This window comes from Lewinella sp. IMCC34191 (assembly GCF_003390935.1).
Lineage (GTDB): Bacteria > Bacteroidota > Bacteroidia > Chitinophagales > Saprospiraceae > Neolewinella.
In genome coordinates this window covers 1-19,628 of the sequence record NZ_QNQZ01000004.1, presented here as the reverse complement: position 1 = coordinate 19,628, position 19,628 = coordinate 1, and the positions used below count along the sequence as shown (strand labels likewise).

The window sequence follows — 19,628 nt, the reverse complement described above, 5'->3', positions numbered from 1 at the left end:
CACCGAACCGCCCTAGTTTCCGGGTGTTGCTACAGCATGTTTCATACCCTAGATACCACCGCCGATCTCGACGACGCCATCAAGGCCAGCCAGGATCATCCCATCGTCATCTTCAAGCACAGCAACAGCTGTCCCTTTAGTGCCCGCGCCCAGGAGCAAGTTTCCAACGCGAAGCATGACCTGGACATATACGGGCTGGTGGTGCAGTATAAGAAGGACGTATCCGATGCCGTCGCCGAGAAGCTCGACGTGGAGCACGCCACACCGCAGGCCATCATCGTGCACAAGGGAGAAGCTATTGCGCACTACTGGCGTTCCGAGATCAAGGAAGACCGCCTGAAAGAGGAGGTGAGCCGGTTAGCCGGGGAAGCGTGATTGCGGAGTCGGAACTCATCCTCAACCCGGACGGCTCGGTCTACCATCTCCACCTGTTGCCGGAGCAGATTGCCCGGGACATCATTACCGTGGGCGACCCGCAGCGGGTGGCGGAGATCAGCCGCCGCTTCGACCGGGTAGAGCTGAAGGTGGAGGCGCGGGAGTTCGTCACGCATACCGGTGAACTGGATGGTCATCGCCTCACGGTCATTTCCACCGGCATCGGTACCGACAACATCGACATCGTCCTCAACGAGCTCGACGCCCTGGTCAATATCGATCTTGACCGGCGCGAAGTGCGTCCGTCCCTGACCAGCCTGAACTTTTTGCGACTGGGCACGAGCGGTGCCTTCCAACCGGATCTGCCAGTGGGAAGCTACCTGCTTTCGGCCGGTGCCCTGTCCATGGACGGCCTCATGCCATACTATGCCACGCACCAAAGCGGAACGGACTTTGCCCAGGACCTGTCTACGTATCTCCGTCAACAGCAACTGCGCTTGCCGGTCGAGCCCCTTTACTTTCAGCCGCAGCTGCCCGACTTTACGCAGCACGACGCTTGCCGGGCAATCCCCCGCGGGGTAACCCTCACCGCCGCCGGTTTCTACGCTCCGCAGGGTAGGAGTCTGCGCCTCCCGACCGGGATGAATGGTCACGTCCTGGAGGCACTACGCGGCTTCCGCTCCGGCGACCTCCGGATCACGAACATCGAAATGGAAACGGCCGGCATCTACGGACTGGCGAACGCCCTGGGGCACCGGGCGGTATCGCTTTCCGCTCTGCTGGCGAACCGGGCGTTGGGCACCTTCGCGTCGGATCCCGCCCGAGCGGTCGACGGCTTAATCGATCTGGGCCTGCGGCTCCTCACCGACCGGCGTGGTGGAGCTGATGTGGCTTAGGTAAAGCTCGGTGGTCGCTTCTCTTTCCTGGTACATTGGCCGAAAGCGGACGTTCCACTCCATCTCCTGATAAGTGTAGCTATTGTGCATCGTCAGTTGCTGGGCGAAGATGCGATCGTAGCCTTCGATCGTGATCAGTAGCTCCGAGTACCGACGACAGTAGTCCTCCCGCGACCAGCCGTGCATCGGGCTTTCCTCGTCGATGGGATGTACGATCGTCCAGTTGAGGGGGAACAGGGAAACGAAATCCCGTTCCAAGGTCAGCGGGTGAAAGTGGCGTTTGAGTTCACCGGCCTCTTCTTCCAGCCAGGTCAATACTACGCGGGCCGTCAGATTGATCAGGTTACCGTCGCGCTTATTCGCAATCCGGAACTGCAGACTCTGCCGGCCGTCGCGGAAGGGTGCCACGATCGCCCGTTCGGAAAACACCAGGAGCCGGGTAGGACGGGAAAAGCGGGCGAAGAAAAGACCGGTGACGAGGGCCAGGGAAACCCAGCCAAACAACGCCAGCAGCGTAGCCAGCGCATTGGAAGCGGCGGAAATGGGCGCGATAGAGCCGTAGCCCACCGTCGTGAAGGTCTGAATGCTGAAGTAAAAGCACTCCAGGAATGGCCCCCAGCCCGTGAGGCCGCCTCGAACCCCATTCAGGTGGTCGGTGCCAATGAGGTAGAAGCCCACCGCGAAGAGCAGGTTGCAGACCGTATACGAAGCCAGCGTGAGGGCGATGAACCGTGGCCAGGACATCTCCACCAGGTTCTGGTAGGGAGCGAACAGAGACAAACCACGGCGGATCACGTTGAACGAACCATCCGTGTTGATGAGGCGGGTACCCGGCACCCGCGCTACTTTATCCCCTAGTCCGAGGTCTTCTTCCGAATTTTTTTCGCCGCCCGGCGATCCCGGAGTGAATCGCTGACGGAGATCCGAGAATTTCATCGGCTCAAAGATACCGTTGGTAGAAGAGATGGCGGCGGAGCGCAGGTAAAAACCGAATTATGTTCCGGGAAAAAATGCCATAACGAGAACCTCGAAAAACTTTGGAAACTATAAACTCTACCAAAGTTTCCGGCGTTTTTGTCGTGATGGAATTGACCGAAGATCAACGGAAGCTTATCGCTTCCGCCGAAGACATGTTTAAGCGTATCGGTATCCGCAGTGTCAGCATGGACGACATCGCCCGGGAGATCGGCGTGTCCAAGAAAACGCTATACCAGACTGTAGAGACTAAAGAGCATCTGGTGAGCATGGTCATGGCCGAGCAGACCTGCGAAGACATAGATGTCTTACAGCAGCATCACGTCGAGGCTCACGATGCCATTGATGAACAGCTACGGAATACCCGTCATTTTATCCGCCGGATGCGGTCCATTTCGCCGACGGCCATACATGATCTGCAAAAGTACTATCCACAAATTTTTCATACCCGGGTGCGCAGCCACCACCAGTTCTTCCTGGACCGGGTGAAGGACAATCTTAATCGCGGAATAGCGGAAGGACTGTACCGCGAAGCCATCGACCCCGATGTTATCGCCCACCTCTACGTCGGTATGACCTCGATCATACTGGACCGCAACACCTTTCCCGCGCACGATCGCCCGCTCTCGGAGATCCTGCGCCAGTACAGCACTTATCACTTCAACGGCATCGTCAATGAAGCCGGCCTGGAACGTTTGAAGACCTACCTACAGCAGGAGGACCTTAACTAATCACTCCCCATGAAATTCTTAATCATACCCCTTCTGTTGGCGTCGGCTGGAATGCTGGCGCAGCAGGCCAATCCTCCGGTATTTTCCCTGCAGGATGCGGTGAATTATGCTTATGAGAATAGCAACAGCATACGCAACGCGCGGGTAAACATATTGGACGCGGAGCAGAACGTCCGCGAGCAGCTCAGCACCGGTCTGCCGCAGATTTCGGCGGCCCTGGACTACACCCGCTACATCAAGGTCCCCGTACTCCCGTTGCCGGAAGCGTTCGCGGCGCTGAATCCGGACCCCAACGCCCCCGCGCCGGACGGCATCGCTTTTCAGCGGAAGAACAACTTCACCGGCGGCCTCAACGTGAGCGGTATGCTCTTCGACGGCTCCTTCTTCGTGGGTTTGCGGGCGGCCCGGGCTAGCAGTGACTATTTCAATCTCCAGCTTGAGGATGCCGAGCGGCAGGTGCGCAACCAGGTAACCCAGAGCTACTTCCCCGTCTTGCTTACGTCAACTAACATCGAGATCGTCAGCCGCAACATCCGTAACCTGGAGCAGCTCCTGAGCGAAACGGAGGCGCAGTACGAGGCCGGCTTCGTGGAGCAGCTAGACGTCGACCGCTTGGTGCTCAGCCTGAATAACTTGCGGAGCACCCGCAACGACCTCGAGCAACAGCGTGAAAATGCGCTGAGAGCATTAAAATTCGCGCTCAACTACCCGGAAAGCCAGGAATTGGAGGTCTCCGAAGATCTCGATGAACTGGAGATCGAGGTGGAGTCCGCTGCCCTGACCAGTGATGTTCCCTACCAACAGCGCAGCGAAGTGCGGCTCCTTGATCAAACCCTGCGGTTACAGGATCTCAACATCGACCTGCAAAAGGCGGCCTACCTCCCACGGCTGAGTGCCGTCGCTTCCGGCCAGTACCAGTATCAGGGGGATAGTTTTGACGACGGCTTCTGGGCACCAACCGTGCTGCTGGGCGTATCGGCGAATATCCCGATCTACGATTTCGGTGGCCGGGCTTCCCGACTGGAACGTGCCCGCCTCGACAAGGAAAAAGTGGTCAACCAGCGGGACGATCTGGTTCGCAGTATCGACCTCGAGGTCCGCAACGCCCGCGGCTCGTTCAACGCCGCCCGCGATCGCCTGGAGAATACCCGTCAGAATCAGGAGCTGGCCCAACGCATTTACGAAACGACGCAGATTAAGTACCGCGAAGGCGTGGGCAGCAGCATCGAAGTCGTCCAGGCCGAACAGCAGCTTTACGAAGCACAGGCCAATTACCTCAACGCACTCTATGACACCCTGGTCGCCAAAGAAGACCTCTATATAGCCCTCGGCCGATGAAAACTTTAAATACGTATATCCCCATGCAGCGCTTTCTTCCGCTTCTGTGCTTTTCCTTCCTGCTGGTCGCCTGTGGCTCCTCCGAGGAAGATGCGAATCCGCAAACCTCCGAAGAGATCCAGGAAGCGCTTAAAACCCGGCGTGCCGAACTTCGCGAGCTCACCCGGGAAGTCGAGGACCTGGAAGGCCGGCTGGCCGAGATCGATCCGAGCTTCGCACCGAATGCTACGCTGGTTTCCTACGAAACCATAGATACCTCCAGCTTCACCAACTACGCCGAAGTACAGGCCACCGTGCGTGCCGCGGAGAGTGCCATGGCTACCCCCGAAATTCCCGGCCGCATCCTGCGGATGAATTTCGAGGAAGGTGATCCCATCCGGAAGGGACAGCTGGTCGCCGTACTCGACGTAGAGGGGACCGAAACGCAACGCGCCGAGCTGGAAACCGCCGCCGAACTCGCTAAAACCGTTTACGAGCGGCAGCAAAATTTGTGGGATCAGAATATCGGTTCCGAGATCCAGTACCTGCAGGCGAAGAATAACTACGAGCGCATTCAGCAGCAGATCAAATCGATCGACGTGCAGGCCAACAAGCGGAACGTATACGCCCCCCTGACCGGGACGGTAGACCAGGTGATGCTACGCACCGGCGAGAATGCCGCCCCGGGGGCTCCGGTACTGTCGATCATCAGCACCAATGATTTGCAGGTGGTGGCGGATGCCCCTGAGGGCTTGCTTTCCCGCGTTAAGCTGCGGGACCGGGTCAAGATCCGCGTTCCGGCGGCGGGCGTGGAGTTTGATGCGCCCATTACCCGCATCGGCCGTACCGTAGACGCCGCCAACCGCACCTTCGAGGTGGAGGTGGACGTTCCGCGGCAATACGTCGATGACCTGAAGGCCAACCTACTGGCTGAGGTGGAAATCCTGGACTATCAGGCACAGGAACAGATCGTGCTTAGCCAGGACTACATCCAGCAGGATGTCGACGGTCAGCGGTTCGTATTCACGGCCGAAGACGAGGACGGCGACCTGGTAGCCCGCAAAACCTACGTCAAGACGGGACGCACTTACAATAACCAAGCGGTGATTACGGACGGGCTCACGGTCGGAACCCGCATCATCACGACGGGCGGCCGCGGACTCACCGACGGGCAGCCCATCGATCTTGGCCAATCCACCACCCGGGTTGCCGGACAAAACTCCACGACGAATGGCTAAGCAGCAGAAACGAACCTTCGGGCTCACCAATCTGGCGGTAGAGAACGGAACCAGTGTATTCCTGCTGGCGATCATGATCATGATCTTCGGCCTCTACGCCTACGTTCAGGTACCCAAGGAACAATTTCCCGAGGTTGACCTACCTACCGTCTTCGTCAATACGCCGTACTTCGGTAACTCGGCGGCGGATATCGAAAGTCTCATCACGCGCCCGCTCGAGAAGGAACTCCAGAGCGTCGACGGGGTGAAGACTATCCAGTCGACCAGCATTCAGGATTTTTCGGTCATCACCGTTGAATTCAATTCGGACGAAGTAGTGGAGGAGGCCACCCGGCGCGTCAAGGACGCACTGGACCTGGCTCGCCCCGAGCTTCCCTCTGATCTCGATACGGACCCCGTGGTGCAGGAGGTCAATACGGCTAAGATCCCCATTATCACCATTAATGTAAGCGGTGACTATCCGCCCGATGAACTGCGGCGCTACGCCGAGCATATGGAGGACGAGCTCGAAGACGTCGACGGCGTCAGCGCGGTGAACCTCAAAGGAGTCCAGGACCGCGAGATCGAAATCGCGGTGGATGTCCGCACGATGGAAAGCCTACAGATCAGCTTTAGCGATATCGAGAATGCCATCGCGGGAGAAAACCTGACGCTCTCCGGCGGCGAGATCATCAACAACGGCGTGCGCCGGGCCATCCGGGTAATGGGCGAGTTCGCAGATGCGGAAGAACTTTCCAACACCGTCATCAAGCGCGAGAACCAGCGACTGGTTTACCTGCGCGATGTCGCGGAGGTGGAATTCGGATACGAGGATCCCACCAGTATCGCCCGCGCCGACGGCCTCCCGGTCATCAGCCTGGAGGTGATCAAGAAAACGGGAGAGAATCTGCTGAGTACCTCCGACATGATCAAACAGACGGTGGAGGACGTCCAGGCGGAGCTTCCCCAGGACCTCAGTATCACCTTCTTCAACGACCAATCCACCAACACCCGCGACCAGGTAGAAAACCTGGAGAATAGCATCATCAGCGGGGTAATTCTCGTGGTTGTCGTCCTGCTTTTCTTCTTAGGACTGCGCAACGCTTTGTTCGTAGGTATGGCGATACCCCTGTCCATGCTGATGGGTATCTTGTGGATCTGGCTAACCGGCGTGACCCTGAATATCGTCGTGCTTTTCGCCCTTATCCTGGCACTCGGATTACTGGTGGACAACGGGATCGTAATCGTCGAGAATATTTACCGCTATATGCAGTTGGGCGAGGTGTCCGACCGGGCCGCGAAGTTCGGTGCCGGTGAGGTGGCCTGGCCCATTATCGCTTCTACGGCTACTACGCTCGCCGCCTTTCTCCCGTTGGCCATCTGGCCGGGGATCGTAGGGGAATTCATGAAATACTTTCCGATAACCCTGATCCTGGTCCTCACCAGTTCCCTTATCGTAGCATTGGTCATCAACCCCGTTTTCGCTACCTACTTCATGAAGGTGGATAAGCGGGCACTCACTCCGGCCGGTCGCAAGCGCAAGGTCCGCACCACGCTCTTTACGGCGGCCGGATTGATGGTGGTAGGTCTGTTGGGCTTGCTGTTCGGCGTCACTTGGTTGTTCAACCTGATGGTGATTGCCACCGTGACCACGCTGGTGTACTTCTTTTTCGTTCGGCCGGCCGCATTCACCTTTCAGGACCGTTTCCTCCCGTGGTTGGAGATGAAGTACAATCGCTTTGTCGGTTTTGCCCTGCGGTACAGCAAGACCATGTTTACCGGTACCATTCTGTTGTTGGTGCTGGCCCTCCTGCTGACCGCCTGGAAACCACCGCAGATCACCTTTTTCCCGAAGGCGGACCCGTTGTACGTCAATGCCTTCGTGGAATTACCCCTCGGGTCGGACATTCAGGCTACCAATGAGGTGGCCCGGACACTGGAGGAGCGACTTCTCGAAATGCTGAAGCCTTACGATGACATCGTCGAGGCCGTACTGACCCAGGTCGGGGAGAACACCTCCGACCCTAACCGTCCACCGGAGCCCGGCGTAACCCCGAATAAAGCACGGCTTACGGTCACCTTCGTCCCCTTCCGGGAGCGGAACGGCATCAGCACGACCGACGTCATGGAAGAAATCCGCCAGACCGTGCGGGGCATTCCCGGCGTGAAAGTCAGTGTCGACCAGAATGCCAGCGGCCCGGCCACCGGTAAACCGATCAACCTGGAAATCACGGGCGACAACGTCGAACGCCTGGTTCCTCTCGGTGATGACGTCATCAACTACATCAACCGGCAGGGTATACCCGGCATCGAGGAACTGACGGCAGACATCAAGCTGGGTAAACCCGAGCTGCTGGTGTCCGTCAATCGCGAAGCCGCCCGGCGGTACGGTCTGTCTACGGCCCAGATCGCCACGGCCCTACGGACATCTGTATACGGCAAGGAGATCAGTACCTACAAGATCGGAGAGGATGAATACCCCATTGTCATTCGCCTTAATGAGGCGGAGCGGAACCAGGTATCCAATCTGCTCGATCAGCGCATCACCTTCCGTGACCCGTCCAACGGGCGAATTACCCAGGTGCCCATCAGTACCGTCGCTGACGTAAACTACAGTTCCACGTACAGCGCCATCAAACGAAAGGACCTGGACCGTGTCATCACGATCAGTTCCAACGTCCTGGATGGATATACGGCCAACGATATTATTCCGCAGATTGACGAAGCCCTACAGAGTTATGACCTACCCCAGGGATTCAACTACGAATTTACCGGAGAGCAGCAACAGCAACAGGAGGACGTAGGCTTCCTGCTCGGAGCCTTCGTCTTCGCGCTTTTCCTGATCTTTATCATCATCGTAGCGCAGTTCAACAGCATCAGTTCGCCCTTTATCATTCTCACTTCGGTGATCCTGTCGACCATCGGCGTACTATTGGGCTACTTCTTCTTCGGCGGTACCTTCTCCGTGGTTTTCACGGGCGTGGGTATCATCTCCCTGGCCGGGGTAGTGGTAAACAACGCTATCGTACTGATCGACTATACGACGCTGTTGATGCGGGAAAAGGTCGATGAGCAGGGGCTGGAGAAAATCTCCGAACTCGAACTCAGCGACATCCGCGATGCTATCATTGAAGGTGGTGCCACCCGTTTACGGCCCGTATTGCTGACCGCGATCACGACGGTCTTAGGCCTGATCCCGCTGGCCATTGGCTTCAACTTCGATTTCTTCAGCTTCGTAGCTAACTGGGACGGACGCCTCTTCATCGGCGGTGATAACACCGCCCTGTGGGGGCCGATGGCCTGGACGGTTATCTATGGTCTCGTATTCGCGACCTTCCTTACGCTGGTCGTCGTTCCCGTGATGCTGTGGTTGCTGTACAAGTCCCGCCGGGGGCTCCGGCGTACGGTTGCCAGGTACAGCCACCGGGAGGAGGAAACCGAAGAATTACAACTGGAAACAACTTAGGCGTGCGTATTCTCTGCATTGACTACGGTCGTAAGAAGTGCGGGATCGCCGTGACCGATCCGCTCCAGATCATCGCGACGGGCTTGGAAACAGTACCTACCCACCGCTTACTATCGTGGCTGGAGGAGTATCTGCAACGGGAAGAGGTGAGCGACCTGGTCGTTGGTGAATCGCTCGACGATGACCAGGCCGCTAATCCCATCCAGCAGGAGATTCTGGGTTTCGAGCGAAAGGTGCAAAAGCAGTTTCCCGCATTGGCCTTGCACCGGCAGGACGAGTACATGAGCAGCCGGCGCGCCCGGGAGAGCATGCTGGCCATGGGAATGAAAAAGAAGCGCCGGCGCGATAAACAGGAGGTTGACCGTATAGCGGCGACCCTCATTCTGCAAGACTTTCTAACAGAAAGAAAGTAGCTTTGGCGCACACCGCCCTAACACAAATTCTGAAGTAATGATTCTACCGATCTACGCCTACGGGCAACCGGTACTGAAAAAGGTGGCCGAGCCCATCGATAAGGATTATCCCGAACTGGACAAGCTAATCGCCGATATGTGGGAGACCATGGAGGAGGCGAACGGTGTGGGGCTTGCCGCTCCGCAGATCGGGAAGAGTATTCGCCTCTTCATCGTGGACAGCGCACCCATGCAGGCCGAGGGAGAGGAAGACAAAGGCATCCGTCAGGTGTTTATCAATGCCGAAATCATAGAGGAGGCGGGTGACGACTGTAGTTATTCCGAAGGCTGTCTGAGCATTCCGGACGTCTCCGGCGATGTAGATCGGCCGGAAGAGATTACGCTGACCTTCCAGGACGAGACCTTCGAAAAGCATACCCGCACCTTTACCGGCATGAACGCCCGGGTCATTCAGCATGAGTACGACCACATCGATGGCATACTTTTTACGGAATTACTGTCGCCGCTCAAAAAGCGAATGGTCAAGCGGAAGCTGGAAAAGATCCGGAAGGGGGACGTGGAGCTGAAGTACCGGATGAAGTTTGTTCGGGGGTAGGGTAGGGGGTAGGTAGAGCTCCCTACGGTCGCGGTAGAGGCAAGCTCGCTGTGCTCGCTTGCGGGTAAAGGCACCTTTCGGGCCTGGTAGAGAGAAACTTGCTTTGTCCGTTTAGCGGATCATTTCCGGCCGAAGTCGGCGGGTATCTCGCCCCATACCTTTGTTTTCCACTTGTAGATGGGGTTGGTGATGGGGTTCTGCTTGAGCCAGCCTTCGGCGCGATCGATCAGGTCGTACAGCTCGGCGGTTTTGGCGTTGCGGGGCAGGGTAGTCTTGCATTTGCCTTTGTAGACCCAGCCGATGGCGATCTTGGAGTCGCTGTATATGGGCAGTTCGGGCTGGTTCTGTTTTTGCAGGAAGGCCAGGGCGTGGACCAGGGCCAGAAACTCACCGATGTTGTTCGTTCCCAGCGGGAAGGCGCGGTGGAAGAGGCGTTTGGCGCCCGCAGTGGTGACGCCCTGGTATTCCAATTTGCCGGGGTTGCCGGAGCAGGCGGCGTCTACGCTAATGCTTTTGCTTAGGATCTTATCGGTACCGGCGATAGTGGCGGAAGCTTTGCGGGTGGACTTCTTGCCTGACGCGTTGAGGCTGTTTTGGAGATAGGAACCGAAGCCCTTGCGAAAAGCGGCCTCGGCCTGTGCCCGATCGGGAAAGCCTTTATACTTTGCGCCTTTGTAACCCTCAATCTGCTGTTTGGCGGATTCCCAGTCGGTATAAATGCCCGGCCGGTGCCCCATCCAGACGACGTAGTACTTCTTTTTCGCCATGGGCGTGAAGGTATACACCAAAATTAAGCCTACCAGGCATCTACCCGCAAATGTTCATCGATACCCACACCCACCTGTATAGCACCAAATTTGACGGGGACCGGGAAGCCGCCATTACCCGGGCGAAAGACCGGGGTGTTGAGTTGGCCCTTTTACCGGCAATAGATAGGAGTACTCACGACGCCATGCTGGCCCTGGAGAAGGAGGAGGCGGGGTTTTGTCTGGCCATGATCGGATTGCATCCCGTCAGCGTCAAGGAGGACTATGAGGAGGAGTTGGAGGCCGTGCGACGGTATCTCGACCAAAGGCAGTGGGTAGCCATCGGCGAGATCGGTATGGATTTATACTGGGATAAGAGCTATCGCCGGCAACAGGAGGATGCTTTTAAACGGCAGTGTGCGTGGGCGGTGGAATACGATCTACCCATCAGTATTCACGCGCGAGATGCCATCGATAACCTCCTGGAATTGATAGCGGAAATGGACGACCCCAGGCTGCGCGGTGTCTTTCATTGCTTCACGGGTACGGAAGCGCAGGCCGAAAGGGCGATTGCTTTAGGCTTTTACCTGGGTATCGGCGGAGTGGCCACCTTTAAGAACGGTGGATTAGAGGGGGTAATCCGGGCAGCGCCGCGCGATCGGTTGCTTTTAGAGACGGATGCGCCGTATCTTGCTCCCACGCCGTACCGGGGTAAACGCAATGAAAGTGCATATTTACCCGAAATAGCGAAAAAAATAGCCGACCTTTGGAAGGTCCCGATTGCGGAGGTGGCGGATACAACAACCCATAATGCCCGGCAACTATTTGACCTAGACCGGTTTGTGGGGGAGCAATCAAGTTGACCAGAGAGTATTGACGCTTTTATAGGGCGGCTTATTTTACGGGATGCCGATAAAAATTTTGTTTTGTTGATCGTTTTTACAATTTTTGCGTCTACGCTCGGCATTGTCGGATAGACAACTGAGGAGCGAGTTTCTCAACGGAGAGATTTTACACGCACAGCAAAATTCCCTGCAAAGGACACCAAGATGTACGTATCAACCCTACGGTCTTGTGCTCCGATTGCTAGCTGCTGGCTTCCTTAATCGGAGAGGCAGGCCGGGCTTTTGCGCCAGGGTAATTGGGGAGTGGTCGGGAATTACATTCCGACAAGAAAAAAGCGGTTTTCGGTAGCTAAACGTAAAGTACCGGTAAATTGCCCGCTCGTTTTTTACCTTGCGGTCGTCCATCAACGGATGGTGACCATCATTGACATAATTTAGGAGAAGTGCTCGAGTGGTTGAAGAGGTACGCCTGGAACTCAGAGGAGGAACGACGATCAGCCGCAGGCTAACGCGTCTATACGGTAACCCGCCCTCACACTGCCCACCTTCTCCTGAACACCCATCAACGGATGGGTAACTATGATTGAAATTATTACGGAGAAGTGCTCGAGTGGTTGAAGAGGTACGCCTGGAACTCAGAGGAGGAACGACGATCAGCCGCAGGCTAACGCGTCTATACGGTAACCCCCCTCACACTGCCCACCTTCTCCTGAACACTCATCAACGGATGGGTAATTATGATTGAAATTATTACGGAGAAGTGCTCGAGTGGTTGAAGAGGTACGCCTGGAAAGCGTATATACGGTAACCCCGTATCGAGGGTTCGAATCCCTTCTTCTCCGCAGCACTCCGCACCGGTTTGGTGCGGTGCCTTCAGCATATCATCACGCAAATTTTTCGTTAAACCTTAAATACGGCTATGCGACATTTATTTAAAACACTGGCGGTTCTTTCGCTGGTAGCCTTTTCCGCCGCTGATCTGGCAGCCCAGGACTCCGAAGGATTCCAGGTTCTGAAAAAGCAGTTCATCGACGGTGACTGGCGCTTCATGGCGATCGTACTGATCTGCCTCATTCTCGGCCTTGCCTTCTGCATTGAGCGGATCATCACGCTGAACCTCGCTTCTACCAACACGGACAAACTGCTCTCCCGCATCGGCGAGCGGCTGGAAGCCGGCGATGTCGAAGGTGCTAAGGAAGTCGCTAAGTCCACCCCTGGCCCTACCGCTAGCGTTCTCTACGAAGGCCTGCGCCACAGTGCCGAAGGTCCGGACGCCGTTGAAAAGGCCATCGTCAGCTACGGTTCCGTTCAGATGGGACTCCTGGAGCGCGGCCTCGTTTGGATCTCGCTCTTTATTGCCATTGCGCCCATGCTCGGATTTATGGGTACGGTAATCGGTATGATTCAGGCCTTTAACCGGATTGAAACGGTAGGTGACCTTAGCCCGGCGGTTGTTGCCGGTGGTATTAAGGTGGCCCTGTTGACCACGGTATTCGGACTGGTGGTAGCCATTATCCTGCAGATCCTATACAACTACATCGTCAACAAGATCGACGGTATCGTAAACCGGATGGAAGATGCTTCTATCGCGCTGGTTGACATCATGGCTACGAACAACACGTTCACGACTACGACTCGCCCCCGCGTATAATCTGCCACTCGCAAAATCCAATCAAACATGTATTCATTTTTGAACAAATACGGCCAAGCCCTGGCCTTCGGGATTGGAGTGCTGATTACGATTGTCTTCCTTGCTTCGATCTTTTCCGCTGACGACACCACCCGAGAATTGCTCTTGGCGAACGATAAATCACCGGAAGCGTACGAAACCAGTATCTTCGATTTCGGAATCTACATCTCCGTTGTCCTTACCGCACTGGCTTTCATCGTTGCCGTAATATTTGGAATCGTCCAAATGGCCAGCAACCCGAAGGGATCGCTCAAAGGGATCGCCGGACTGGTAGGTCTGCTTGCTATCCTCTTTATCTCCTACAGTATGGCTAGTGGCGAGGCAAGCGACCCCGAGATCGTCAACGCGATCGAAAAGTTTGAAACCTCGCAGGACTCGGAAATAACCGCCGGTAACCTCAAGTTTATCAGTGGATCGATCGTCACCGCGGTGATCATGATCGGCCTGGCCATCCTGACACTTATCGTGTTCGGTATCCGGGGACTGTTTAAGTAACCTCTACAAACACTACGACATGGCTAAGACCAAAACGAGAGACCGGATGAATAACGAGATCAATGCGGGCTCGATGGCGGATATCGCCTTCCTGCTGCTGATCTTCTTCCTGGTCACAACTACCATCGCTGAAGACAAAGGTATCCTCGTCAAGTTGCCGCCTTGGTCGGATGAGGAGCCCGATATCACCAAGCTGAAGGAACGTAACGTCTTCTCCGTTCTCGTCAACGCCCAGAACCAATTGCTGGTCCGCGACGAGCCCGCCCGCATCGGCGAACTACGGGAGCGCGCCAAGGAGTTCATCATGAACCCCGCCAACCGCCCCGACCTCGCCGAAGGACCGAAGAACGCGATCATCTCGCTTAAAAACGACCGCGGTACCGACTACGATACCTACCTGGCCGTCTACAACGAGCTGAAAGGGGCCTACGACGAACTCTGGGACGAACTATCGGAGCGCCGGTACGGAGAACCCTATTCGGACGAAATGCCCTTCGCCCAACGGAAGGCGATCCGTGATGAGATCCCCATGGTGCTTTCGGAAGCGGAACCCACCAACTTTGGTGAAGAAAATTAGGTTTAACCCGCGGGCCGGTCAGTTGCTGGCCGGCCCGTTTTCTTCCACCCACCATTTCTTTTTCCGCTTGCATCTACTCCTCAGCATCGTAACTATTTAAACTCCAACCATGGCTAAGTTCAGCAAAAAGCGCGGTAAGTCTTCTCCCGCTATCTCTACGGCCTCCCTGCCCGATATTATCTTCATGTTGCTCTTTTTCTTCATGATGGTAACCGTACTGCGGGATTCGGACCTCAAGCTGTCGGTCAACACGCCCGAAGCTACCCAGCTTACCAAGCTGGATGAGAAGTCCCTCGTAAACTACATTTACATCGGCCGGCCCACGCAACAGTACCAAAGTGTCTACGGTACCTCGCCCCGCATCCAACTCGGCGACAAGATCTCCAGCGTCGACGATATCCCCCTCTTCCTCGAGCAGCATAAAGTAAAACTGCCCGAAGCCAAGCGTTCCCGTATCACCTCTTCCCTACGGGTTGACGGTGAGGTAACGATGGGTATCGTACAGGACGTCAAAACGAAACTCCGCAAGAGTAACCAGCTTAAGATCAACTACTCCGCCGGTACCCGTACCGACGAACTAGACTAGATCCGGGCTCGGTCAGGCATAGCCCTGATCTCTGTTTCAAAGCGCGCCGCTTTCCTTCCCTGGGAAGCGGCGCGCTTTGTTTTAGGGCCTCTTTAATTTCAATGAATAAGCAGCAGGTCTCACGGCTCTCGGATTGCCAGGTACTCGATGCCTCACATCCGTTGCTAAGCACTCGAGAGTGGCATGTTGAAACAGCGTGCGGCCTGCTAAGCGGCTGATTTGGTTTGTGAGGCCAGTAGCGAGATCCCGGGTTATGCCAGGGTCAGCGTTGTACCGTTCGCAGCGTGTGGCACGCACGAAGCCTGATCGATCAACTAGGATAGGAGGGCAACCTTCCGAATCTATACCGTGAAGGGCGGTAAGTACGCACATCGTGCTCCTGGGGCAACTAGTAGGCTGTCATTGCTTTTGGTAAGTCAGGTTACCTGTTATACACGTAATTGTGCCAATAAGAAAGCCCGCTCAGGAATCTCCTGAGCGGGCTTTTTACGGTCTAGCGCCCGTTGTTTGTCCGGTAATTGCTTAGCGAGCGGATCCGGGAGTAGACATAGCCTTTGGATCGTGAATCGCTTCATCGGCGGACACGCCGGTATCCCGGTTTTTCATGTAGAAGTACAGACCGGTGAAGAGCACGATGAGAATGGCAGGAAACCAGATCATGGTGGACAGGGTAGCCTGACCGGCAATGATGTCAGCCTCCGGGCCTACGGCACCGGCCCGTTCGGCCGTAGTGCGTGCTTCCTCCAGCCATCCTCCGATGATGGGGTTCCAGATACTTTGGGCAAACATCCCCGCTCCTCCGACCAGCGACATACCCAACGCTCCGGTCTGGGGAATGTACTCCCCGACGAAACCGATCATCGTTGGCCAGAAGTAGCAAATACCCAGGGCGAATACCACCGCGGCAAAGTAGACGGGCGCCCCGGTCAAGGTGCTCAACAGATATATACCGAGGGTGGATAGTACCGCCGAGATCAGCAGTACCCCCGTAGGGTTGAAATTATGTACGATCGGCCCGGCGTAGAAGCGGCCGACGGCCATAATACCGGTCACGAGGGCCAATACGATCATCGGACTGGCTCCACTCGCCCCGAGAATACGTTCCACCCACTGCGTGGTGCTGAATTCGGTGGTGGCGGTCAGCGTCATACAGACCACGATAAAGAGAAAGAGCGGTCCGACTAGGCTGCGAATGTTTTCCATCGTGTCACCGCTGATGGCCTTCGACTTCGGAAATTCCTGCCCGAAGATGAGGAAGGCATAAATGAAGGTGGGGACAAACATCGTGGCGATAAGCCACTGCCAGCCCAGGGCGTCGCCGAAGAAGTTCGCGATGAGCGAGCCGATGACGATACCCCCGGGGAACCAGACGTGGAATCTGTTCAGCATCTGTGTTTTCTTGTCGGGATACATATCCGCTACCATGGGATTACAGGCGGCTTCTACGGAGCCATTCGCGAATCCGATAAAGAAGGTAGAGATCATGAGGCCCCAAAACCCACTCAGCGGGCCGAGGTCACCGGCGAAGATGGTCAGAAAGAGTCCGAGCAGGTGACAGATAAAGGCCACCCAGAGCATCAGGCGAGGCCCGATGTTATTGTACAGCAAACCACCGATGATCATGGCAATCGGGAAGCCCAGGAATGCCATACTGTTTACCCAGCCAAGCTGTGTATCCGTGAGTGCGAAGGTCTGCCCGAGTTCGGTGAGGATACCCGCCCGAATGGCGAAGGTCATGGAAGTAACGACCAACGAAACACAGGCGGCCAGGAATAGTCGATCTCTATTCGCGGGCACACCAGCTGCCTCGGCCGGGTTGGATTCAACATACATATTGTGATCTATTTAAGTCGGTTAATTTATTTAGCATCCAGTTGGCGGATGCGGATATTGCGGAACCAGACGGGATCGCCGTGGTCCTGGAGGCTGATCTTGCCGGAGGTATACTGGCCGAAGTCACCCCAGTCCTTGAACTTGGATTGGGCGATCATGGAATCCCACTGCGCTCCGGTATTGTCGTACGATACGATCATCTCTCCGTTCTGCCACTGTTCCACGCTGCCGTCCTTGACGACCAGGCGAACGGTATTCCATTCTCCGGCGGGGTTCACGTTTTCCGGCTCACCGGTGACCATATCGTAGAGATCGCCGGCGCGGTGCTTCTCAATTTCGGCATCGGGGTGGCAACTGTTGTCTATGATTTGCATCTCCGGTCCGCTCTGGTAGGAGTCACCGAGCTCGTCGGTCTCTTTCACGTTGTAGATGATGCCGCTGTTGCCGCACTCACCGATTTTCCATTCCAGTTCCAGTTCATAGTTGGCGTAGCTATCGTTGGTGGTCAGATCGCCACCGCCTACCACGCCGTGTTCTCCCTTATTAGAGGTATCCAGATAGAGGACACCGTCCTCATCTACTTTCCAGGCGCTGCCCGGTCCATCTTCGTTGTAAGAGTGCCAGTTTTCCAGGTTGCCGTCGGTCACCAGGTCCGTCCATTCGCCTTCCGGATCCGCGGCGGGTTGATCCGTACGGGCAACCTCCCGGTCGGTTTCGGCCCGTTCACCGCTATTGGCATTATCCCCGCAGGCGAGCATAAGCACGGCCATCAGGGCAGTAAAAGTTAACTTATACATGATCGTTATTTAGTGTTGTAAGGTAAGCAGCCAGTCGGAATTGCAAAAACCGGCATCCGTACCGCTTACTTAGCCAGTACGTATTCGTAGGCCTGGTGCATTTCCCTCGCGGATTTATCGCTGGGAAAATGTTCCGCCATGTAGCGGGCGGCGGCGGGGCCCAGCTTTTGACGCAACGACTCATCTTCCACCAGTCGGACAATAGCGTCCACCAGCGCATATTCATCCCGTGGCGGCACGATAAGCGCCGTTTCTCCGTCAATACCCAGGCCGCGGTTACCGCCGATGTCGGTCATCACGGTGGGGCGGGCAAGGAACATGGATTCCAGCAATACTTTGCTCAGCCCTTCTCCTTTGACGCTCGGCAAGACGCTGATGTCCGCCCCGGCAATGAGGCGCAGCACGTCCGGTCGCCAACCGGCGAAGGTGAAATCTTCTTCATCGTGGTAAGGGCTGTCGGCCAGGTCCGCGCGCAAGTCGTTCGTGTCCAGGCCCCGCCCCACGAAGAGCAAATGGAGGGGGAGTTCGGCGGGCAGCCGGCGAATGGCCGTCCCGAAGTAGTCCATACCCTTCATAGTGCGGGCGTTAGCTACGACGATCAGGATGAGGTGATCTTCGGGAATATCGAACTCTTGATGTAAGTCCAGCGGATCCACCGCGGCGTACCAGGCGGGGTCATGGCCTTTCGTTACGACCACGGTTTTGCTCGCGTCGAAGAAGAGTTGTTTGTCCAGGTCGTCCTTCACCGCCTGACTCACGCAGGTGATCAGATCCACGCGGGGATTGAGGTGCTGGAGATAAGCCGTCGGGTCGTACCACTTTACGTTTCCGGTATACCCCCGGTAGGTGACCACCTTGCCCTTCCAGCCCGCCGCCGCGCGGACACCGGTCGCTACCGCTTTGTTATTGAATAGGTGAAGTAAGTCGTAATTCCCGCTATCGAGCTCCTGCCGCATCCGGTCGCTTTCCGCACGGCTGAACTTCTGGCTGGGGTGCCAGTCAATGATGCGAATCCCCGCGCTTTCCAGTTCCGGTAGGTAATTGCTTCCCTCCCGGTGCGTCATAAGGGTTATCTCATAGTCGAATTGCCGCATCAACTCCACGAACCAACGCCCTTCCGGGCGGACGGCATTGAGGCTATCACGGTAATCGGATACGACGAGTACTTTAGTCATGGTAGTCAGTAAAGCGGTTGGCCGTTCGCATCGGTGGTCAGAATGTCGCTAAAGTAATCGAAGAACGGACGTAGCGCCAAGAGGACGTCCTCGGCCCGGTCAATGAAGCCGGGGTCCAGTACTTCCGTTTCGGTAAACTCCCGGGTAGCATAAAACTGTCTGTACCGCAGCAGGTCGATATTCGGGTGGTCGCGGGGATAGCCCTGCGGGGCCGTTTTCAGTTGCTCGCCCAGTAAACCGGAAAACTGCTCCGTGAATTTATCCCCGGCTAAAATGGATCGCATTTCACCTGCGCTCGCCGCCAACTCCTCCCGTATGCGCTTGAGGTCGTCGCGCTCGATCCCGTAGAATCCGCCGCCCACCGCATTGCGTTCCGGAGAGAGGGTGAAGTAGTAGCCGCCCCGCCGCAGGAAACCGTCCCGCGTAAAGCTGCCGGCGATATTGGTCTTGTAGGGCAGCTTGTTCTTACTGAACCGCACGTCGCGGTAGATCCGGAAGAGCGATTTGCGGCCGTTCTCCGTGCTGATCACGTCCGTTTTCCGCAGTCGTTCCAGCAATTCGTCGGCAAAGGCGGCCACGTTACCGCGCGCAGCCTTGTACCGATCCTTGTGCTCCGCAAACCATTCTCGGTTATTATTGGCCGCAAGTTCCCGCAAAAAATCGTAGGTCGATCGATTGATAGCTGGCATGGCGTGAAGGTAGGGATTAGTGTGTAGGGGATAGCGAGTAGGGGATAGTAGGTAGCGGGTAGGTAGTAGGTAGGGGATAGCGGGGTGAGCCTAACTGAATAGCGTTGACAGGTTTAGTACTTAGTTAGCTAGAAGGTGAGACGAAGTTGTCGGTTTTCGGTTGGATGATCGAGAACGACATGAGCGGGCAAAATTTGGCTTACCCCCTTA

At 56.3% G+C, this 19,628-nt stretch carries 19 protein-coding genes and 1 tRNA gene; 14 read left to right on the top strand and 6 right to left on the bottom strand.

The genetic code is table 11. From position 1 onward, the window contains the following. The first annotated feature begins 36 nt into the window (after nucleotides 1–36). The gene (gene ytxJ, locus DRW39_RS09245; RefSeq protein WP_116106756.1) at nucleotides 37–375 is read left to right on the top strand and encodes a bacillithiol system redox-active protein YtxJ; all 339 of its coding nucleotides are present in this window, start codon (nucleotides 37–39) and stop codon (nucleotides 373–375) included. Continuing rightward, complete coding sequence (locus tag DRW39_RS09240; protein ID WP_116106755.1) at nucleotides 372–1,271, top strand: nucleoside phosphorylase; 900 nt, start codon at nucleotides 372–374, stop codon at nucleotides 1,269–1,271. Before ytxJ ends, DRW39_RS09240 begins: the two co-directional genes overlap by 4 nt. Here the strand turns inward: DRW39_RS09240 and DRW39_RS09235 are convergent. Further along, nucleotides 1,212–2,207, bottom strand: coding sequence for an ion channel (locus DRW39_RS09235; protein WP_116106754.1), 996 nt, complete (start codon nucleotides 2,205–2,207; stop codon nucleotides 1,212–1,214). The two genes, DRW39_RS09240 and DRW39_RS09235, sit on opposite strands and share 60 nt — an antisense overlap. 101 nt (nucleotides 2,208–2,308) lie before the next feature. Here DRW39_RS09235 and DRW39_RS09230 point away from each other — a divergent pair, with 101 nt between their 5' ends. Genes DRW39_RS09230 through def form a run of 6 tightly spaced genes read left to right on the top strand, consistent with a single transcriptional unit; the run spans nucleotide 2,309 to nucleotide 9,985 of the window. Beyond that, nucleotides 2,309–2,977 (top strand): TetR/AcrR family transcriptional regulator, encoded by a 669-nt coding sequence (locus DRW39_RS09230; protein ID WP_157976021.1) that lies wholly within the window; start codon nucleotides 2,309–2,311, stop codon nucleotides 2,975–2,977. Between the two features lie 9 nt (nucleotides 2,978–2,986). Next, nucleotides 2,987–4,315: a TolC family protein gene (locus DRW39_RS09225; RefSeq protein ID WP_116106752.1), complete on the top strand. Its 1,329-nt coding sequence runs from the start codon at nucleotides 2,987–2,989 to the stop codon at nucleotides 4,313–4,315. Beyond that, complete coding sequence (locus DRW39_RS09220; RefSeq protein ID WP_116106751.1) at nucleotides 4,312–5,532, top strand: efflux RND transporter periplasmic adaptor subunit; 1,221 nt, start codon at nucleotides 4,312–4,314, stop codon at nucleotides 5,530–5,532. Before DRW39_RS09225 ends, DRW39_RS09220 begins: the two co-directional genes overlap by 4 nt. Beyond that, a complete protein-coding gene (locus DRW39_RS09215; protein ID WP_116106750.1) occupies nucleotides 5,525–8,977 on the top strand; it encodes an efflux RND transporter permease subunit in 3,453 nt (1,150 codons plus the stop codon). The genes DRW39_RS09220 and DRW39_RS09215 overlap by 8 nt, the downstream gene beginning before the upstream one ends. Before the next feature lie 2 nt (nucleotides 8,978–8,979). Next, a complete protein-coding gene (ruvX, locus tag DRW39_RS09210) occupies nucleotides 8,980–9,390 on the top strand; it encodes a Holliday junction resolvase RuvX (protein ID WP_198664835.1) in 411 nt (136 codons plus the stop codon). A 37-nt stretch (nucleotides 9,391–9,427) separates the two neighbouring features. Continuing rightward, nucleotides 9,428–9,985 carry a peptide deformylase gene (gene def, locus DRW39_RS09205; protein WP_116106749.1) on the top strand — a complete coding sequence of 186 codons (558 nt, stop codon included), beginning with the start codon at nucleotides 9,428–9,430 and terminating at the stop codon, nucleotides 9,983–9,985. Nucleotides 9,986–10,104: 119 nt separating this feature from the next. On the opposite strand, the gene DRW39_RS09200 is transcribed toward def, so the two are convergent. Then, nucleotides 10,105–10,752, bottom strand: a complete 648-nt coding sequence (locus tag DRW39_RS09200) for a viroplasmin family protein (protein WP_116106748.1) — start codon at nucleotides 10,750–10,752, stop codon at nucleotides 10,105–10,107. A 50-nt stretch (nucleotides 10,753–10,802) separates the two neighbouring features. Between DRW39_RS09200 and DRW39_RS09195 the strand changes: the two genes are divergently transcribed. From DRW39_RS09195 to DRW39_RS09170, 6 genes are all read left to right on the top strand, one after another. Then, nucleotides 10,803–11,594: a TatD family hydrolase gene (locus DRW39_RS09195; RefSeq protein ID WP_116106747.1), complete on the top strand. Its 792-nt coding sequence runs from the start codon at nucleotides 10,803–10,805 to the stop codon at nucleotides 11,592–11,594. Nucleotides 11,595–12,330: 736 nt separating this feature from the next. Continuing rightward, nucleotides 12,331–12,418 (top strand) — tRNA-Ser (locus DRW39_RS09190). A 77-nt stretch (nucleotides 12,419–12,495) separates the two neighbouring features. Beyond that, the gene (locus DRW39_RS09185; RefSeq protein ID WP_116106746.1) at nucleotides 12,496–13,227 is read left to right on the top strand and encodes a MotA/TolQ/ExbB proton channel family protein; all 732 of its coding nucleotides are present in this window, start codon (nucleotides 12,496–12,498) and stop codon (nucleotides 13,225–13,227) included. A 27-nt stretch (nucleotides 13,228–13,254) separates the two neighbouring features. Next, a complete protein-coding gene (locus tag DRW39_RS09180; RefSeq protein WP_116106745.1) occupies nucleotides 13,255–13,761 on the top strand; it encodes a hypothetical protein in 507 nt (168 codons plus the stop codon). A 19-nt stretch (nucleotides 13,762–13,780) separates the two neighbouring features. Continuing rightward, nucleotides 13,781–14,338 (top strand): ExbD/TolR family protein, encoded by a 558-nt coding sequence (locus DRW39_RS09175; RefSeq protein WP_116106744.1) that lies wholly within the window; start codon nucleotides 13,781–13,783, stop codon nucleotides 14,336–14,338. Between the two features lie 109 nt (nucleotides 14,339–14,447). Next, complete coding sequence (locus tag DRW39_RS09170; RefSeq protein ID WP_116106743.1) at nucleotides 14,448–14,924, top strand: ExbD/TolR family protein; 477 nt, start codon at nucleotides 14,448–14,450, stop codon at nucleotides 14,922–14,924. A gap of 522 nt (nucleotides 14,925–15,446) precedes the next feature. Here DRW39_RS09170 and DRW39_RS09165 read toward each other — a convergent pair. The 4 genes from DRW39_RS09165 to DRW39_RS09150 all read right to left on the bottom strand — a co-directional run bounded on the left by DRW39_RS09165 (nucleotide 15,447) and on the right by DRW39_RS09150 (nucleotide 19,418). Next, complete coding sequence (locus tag DRW39_RS09165) at nucleotides 15,447–16,757, bottom strand: MFS transporter (protein WP_116106742.1); 1,311 nt, start codon at nucleotides 16,755–16,757, stop codon at nucleotides 15,447–15,449. A gap of 26 nt (nucleotides 16,758–16,783) precedes the next feature. After that, nucleotides 16,784–17,554, bottom strand: a complete 771-nt coding sequence (locus tag DRW39_RS09160; protein ID WP_116106741.1) for a DUF1080 domain-containing protein — start codon at nucleotides 17,552–17,554, stop codon at nucleotides 16,784–16,786. A gap of 65 nt (nucleotides 17,555–17,619) precedes the next feature. Continuing rightward, a complete protein-coding gene (locus DRW39_RS09155) occupies nucleotides 17,620–18,729 on the bottom strand; it encodes a glycosyltransferase family 4 protein (protein WP_116106740.1) in 1,110 nt (369 codons plus the stop codon). Nucleotides 18,730–18,734: 5 nt separating this feature from the next. Beyond that, entirely contained in the window at nucleotides 18,735–19,418 is a 684-nt protein-coding gene (locus DRW39_RS09150) for a DUF2461 domain-containing protein (protein ID WP_116106739.1), read from the bottom strand. Between the last annotated feature and the right edge of the window lie 210 nt (nucleotides 19,419–19,628).

Excerpts from the sequence above, each read along its gene's own strand:
- ytxJ (WP_116106756.1), top strand. The coding sequence starts at position 37 with ATGTTTCATACCCTAGATACCACCGCCGATCTCGACGACGCCATCAAG.
- DRW39_RS09235 (WP_116106754.1), bottom strand. The coding sequence starts at position 2,207 with ATGAAATTCTCGGATCTCCGTCAGCGATTCACTCCGGGATCGCCGGGC.
- DRW39_RS09225 (WP_116106752.1), top strand. The coding sequence starts at position 2,987 with ATGAAATTCTTAATCATACCCCTTCTGTTGGCGTCGGCTGGAATGCTG.
- DRW39_RS09220 (WP_116106751.1), top strand. The coding sequence starts at position 4,312 with ATGAAAACTTTAAATACGTATATCCCCATGCAGCGCTTTCTTCCGCTT.
- DRW39_RS09215 (WP_116106750.1), top strand. The coding sequence starts at position 5,525 with ATGGCTAAGCAGCAGAAACGAACCTTCGGGCTCACCAATCTGGCGGTA.
- def (WP_116106749.1), top strand. The coding sequence starts at position 9,428 with ATGATTCTACCGATCTACGCCTACGGGCAACCGGTACTGAAAAAGGTG.
- DRW39_RS09200 (WP_116106748.1), bottom strand. The coding sequence starts at position 10,752 with ATGGCGAAAAAGAAGTACTACGTCGTCTGGATGGGGCACCGGCCGGGC.
- DRW39_RS09195 (WP_116106747.1), top strand. The coding sequence starts at position 10,803 with ATGTTCATCGATACCCACACCCACCTGTATAGCACCAAATTTGACGGG.
- DRW39_RS09185 (WP_116106746.1), top strand. The coding sequence starts at position 12,496 with ATGCGACATTTATTTAAAACACTGGCGGTTCTTTCGCTGGTAGCCTTT.
- DRW39_RS09180 (WP_116106745.1), top strand. The coding sequence starts at position 13,255 with ATGTATTCATTTTTGAACAAATACGGCCAAGCCCTGGCCTTCGGGATT.
- DRW39_RS09175 (WP_116106744.1), top strand. The coding sequence starts at position 13,781 with ATGGCTAAGACCAAAACGAGAGACCGGATGAATAACGAGATCAATGCG.
- DRW39_RS09170 (WP_116106743.1), top strand. The coding sequence starts at position 14,448 with ATGGCTAAGTTCAGCAAAAAGCGCGGTAAGTCTTCTCCCGCTATCTCT.
- DRW39_RS09165 (WP_116106742.1), bottom strand. The coding sequence starts at position 16,757 with ATGTATGTTGAATCCAACCCGGCCGAGGCAGCTGGTGTGCCCGCGAAT.
- DRW39_RS09160 (WP_116106741.1), bottom strand. The coding sequence starts at position 17,554 with ATGTATAAGTTAACTTTTACTGCCCTGATGGCCGTGCTTATGCTCGCC.
- DRW39_RS09155 (WP_116106740.1), bottom strand. The coding sequence starts at position 18,729 with ATGACTAAAGTACTCGTCGTATCCGATTACCGTGATAGCCTCAATGCC.
- DRW39_RS09150 (WP_116106739.1), bottom strand. The coding sequence starts at position 19,418 with ATGCCAGCTATCAATCGATCGACCTACGATTTTTTGCGGGAACTTGCG.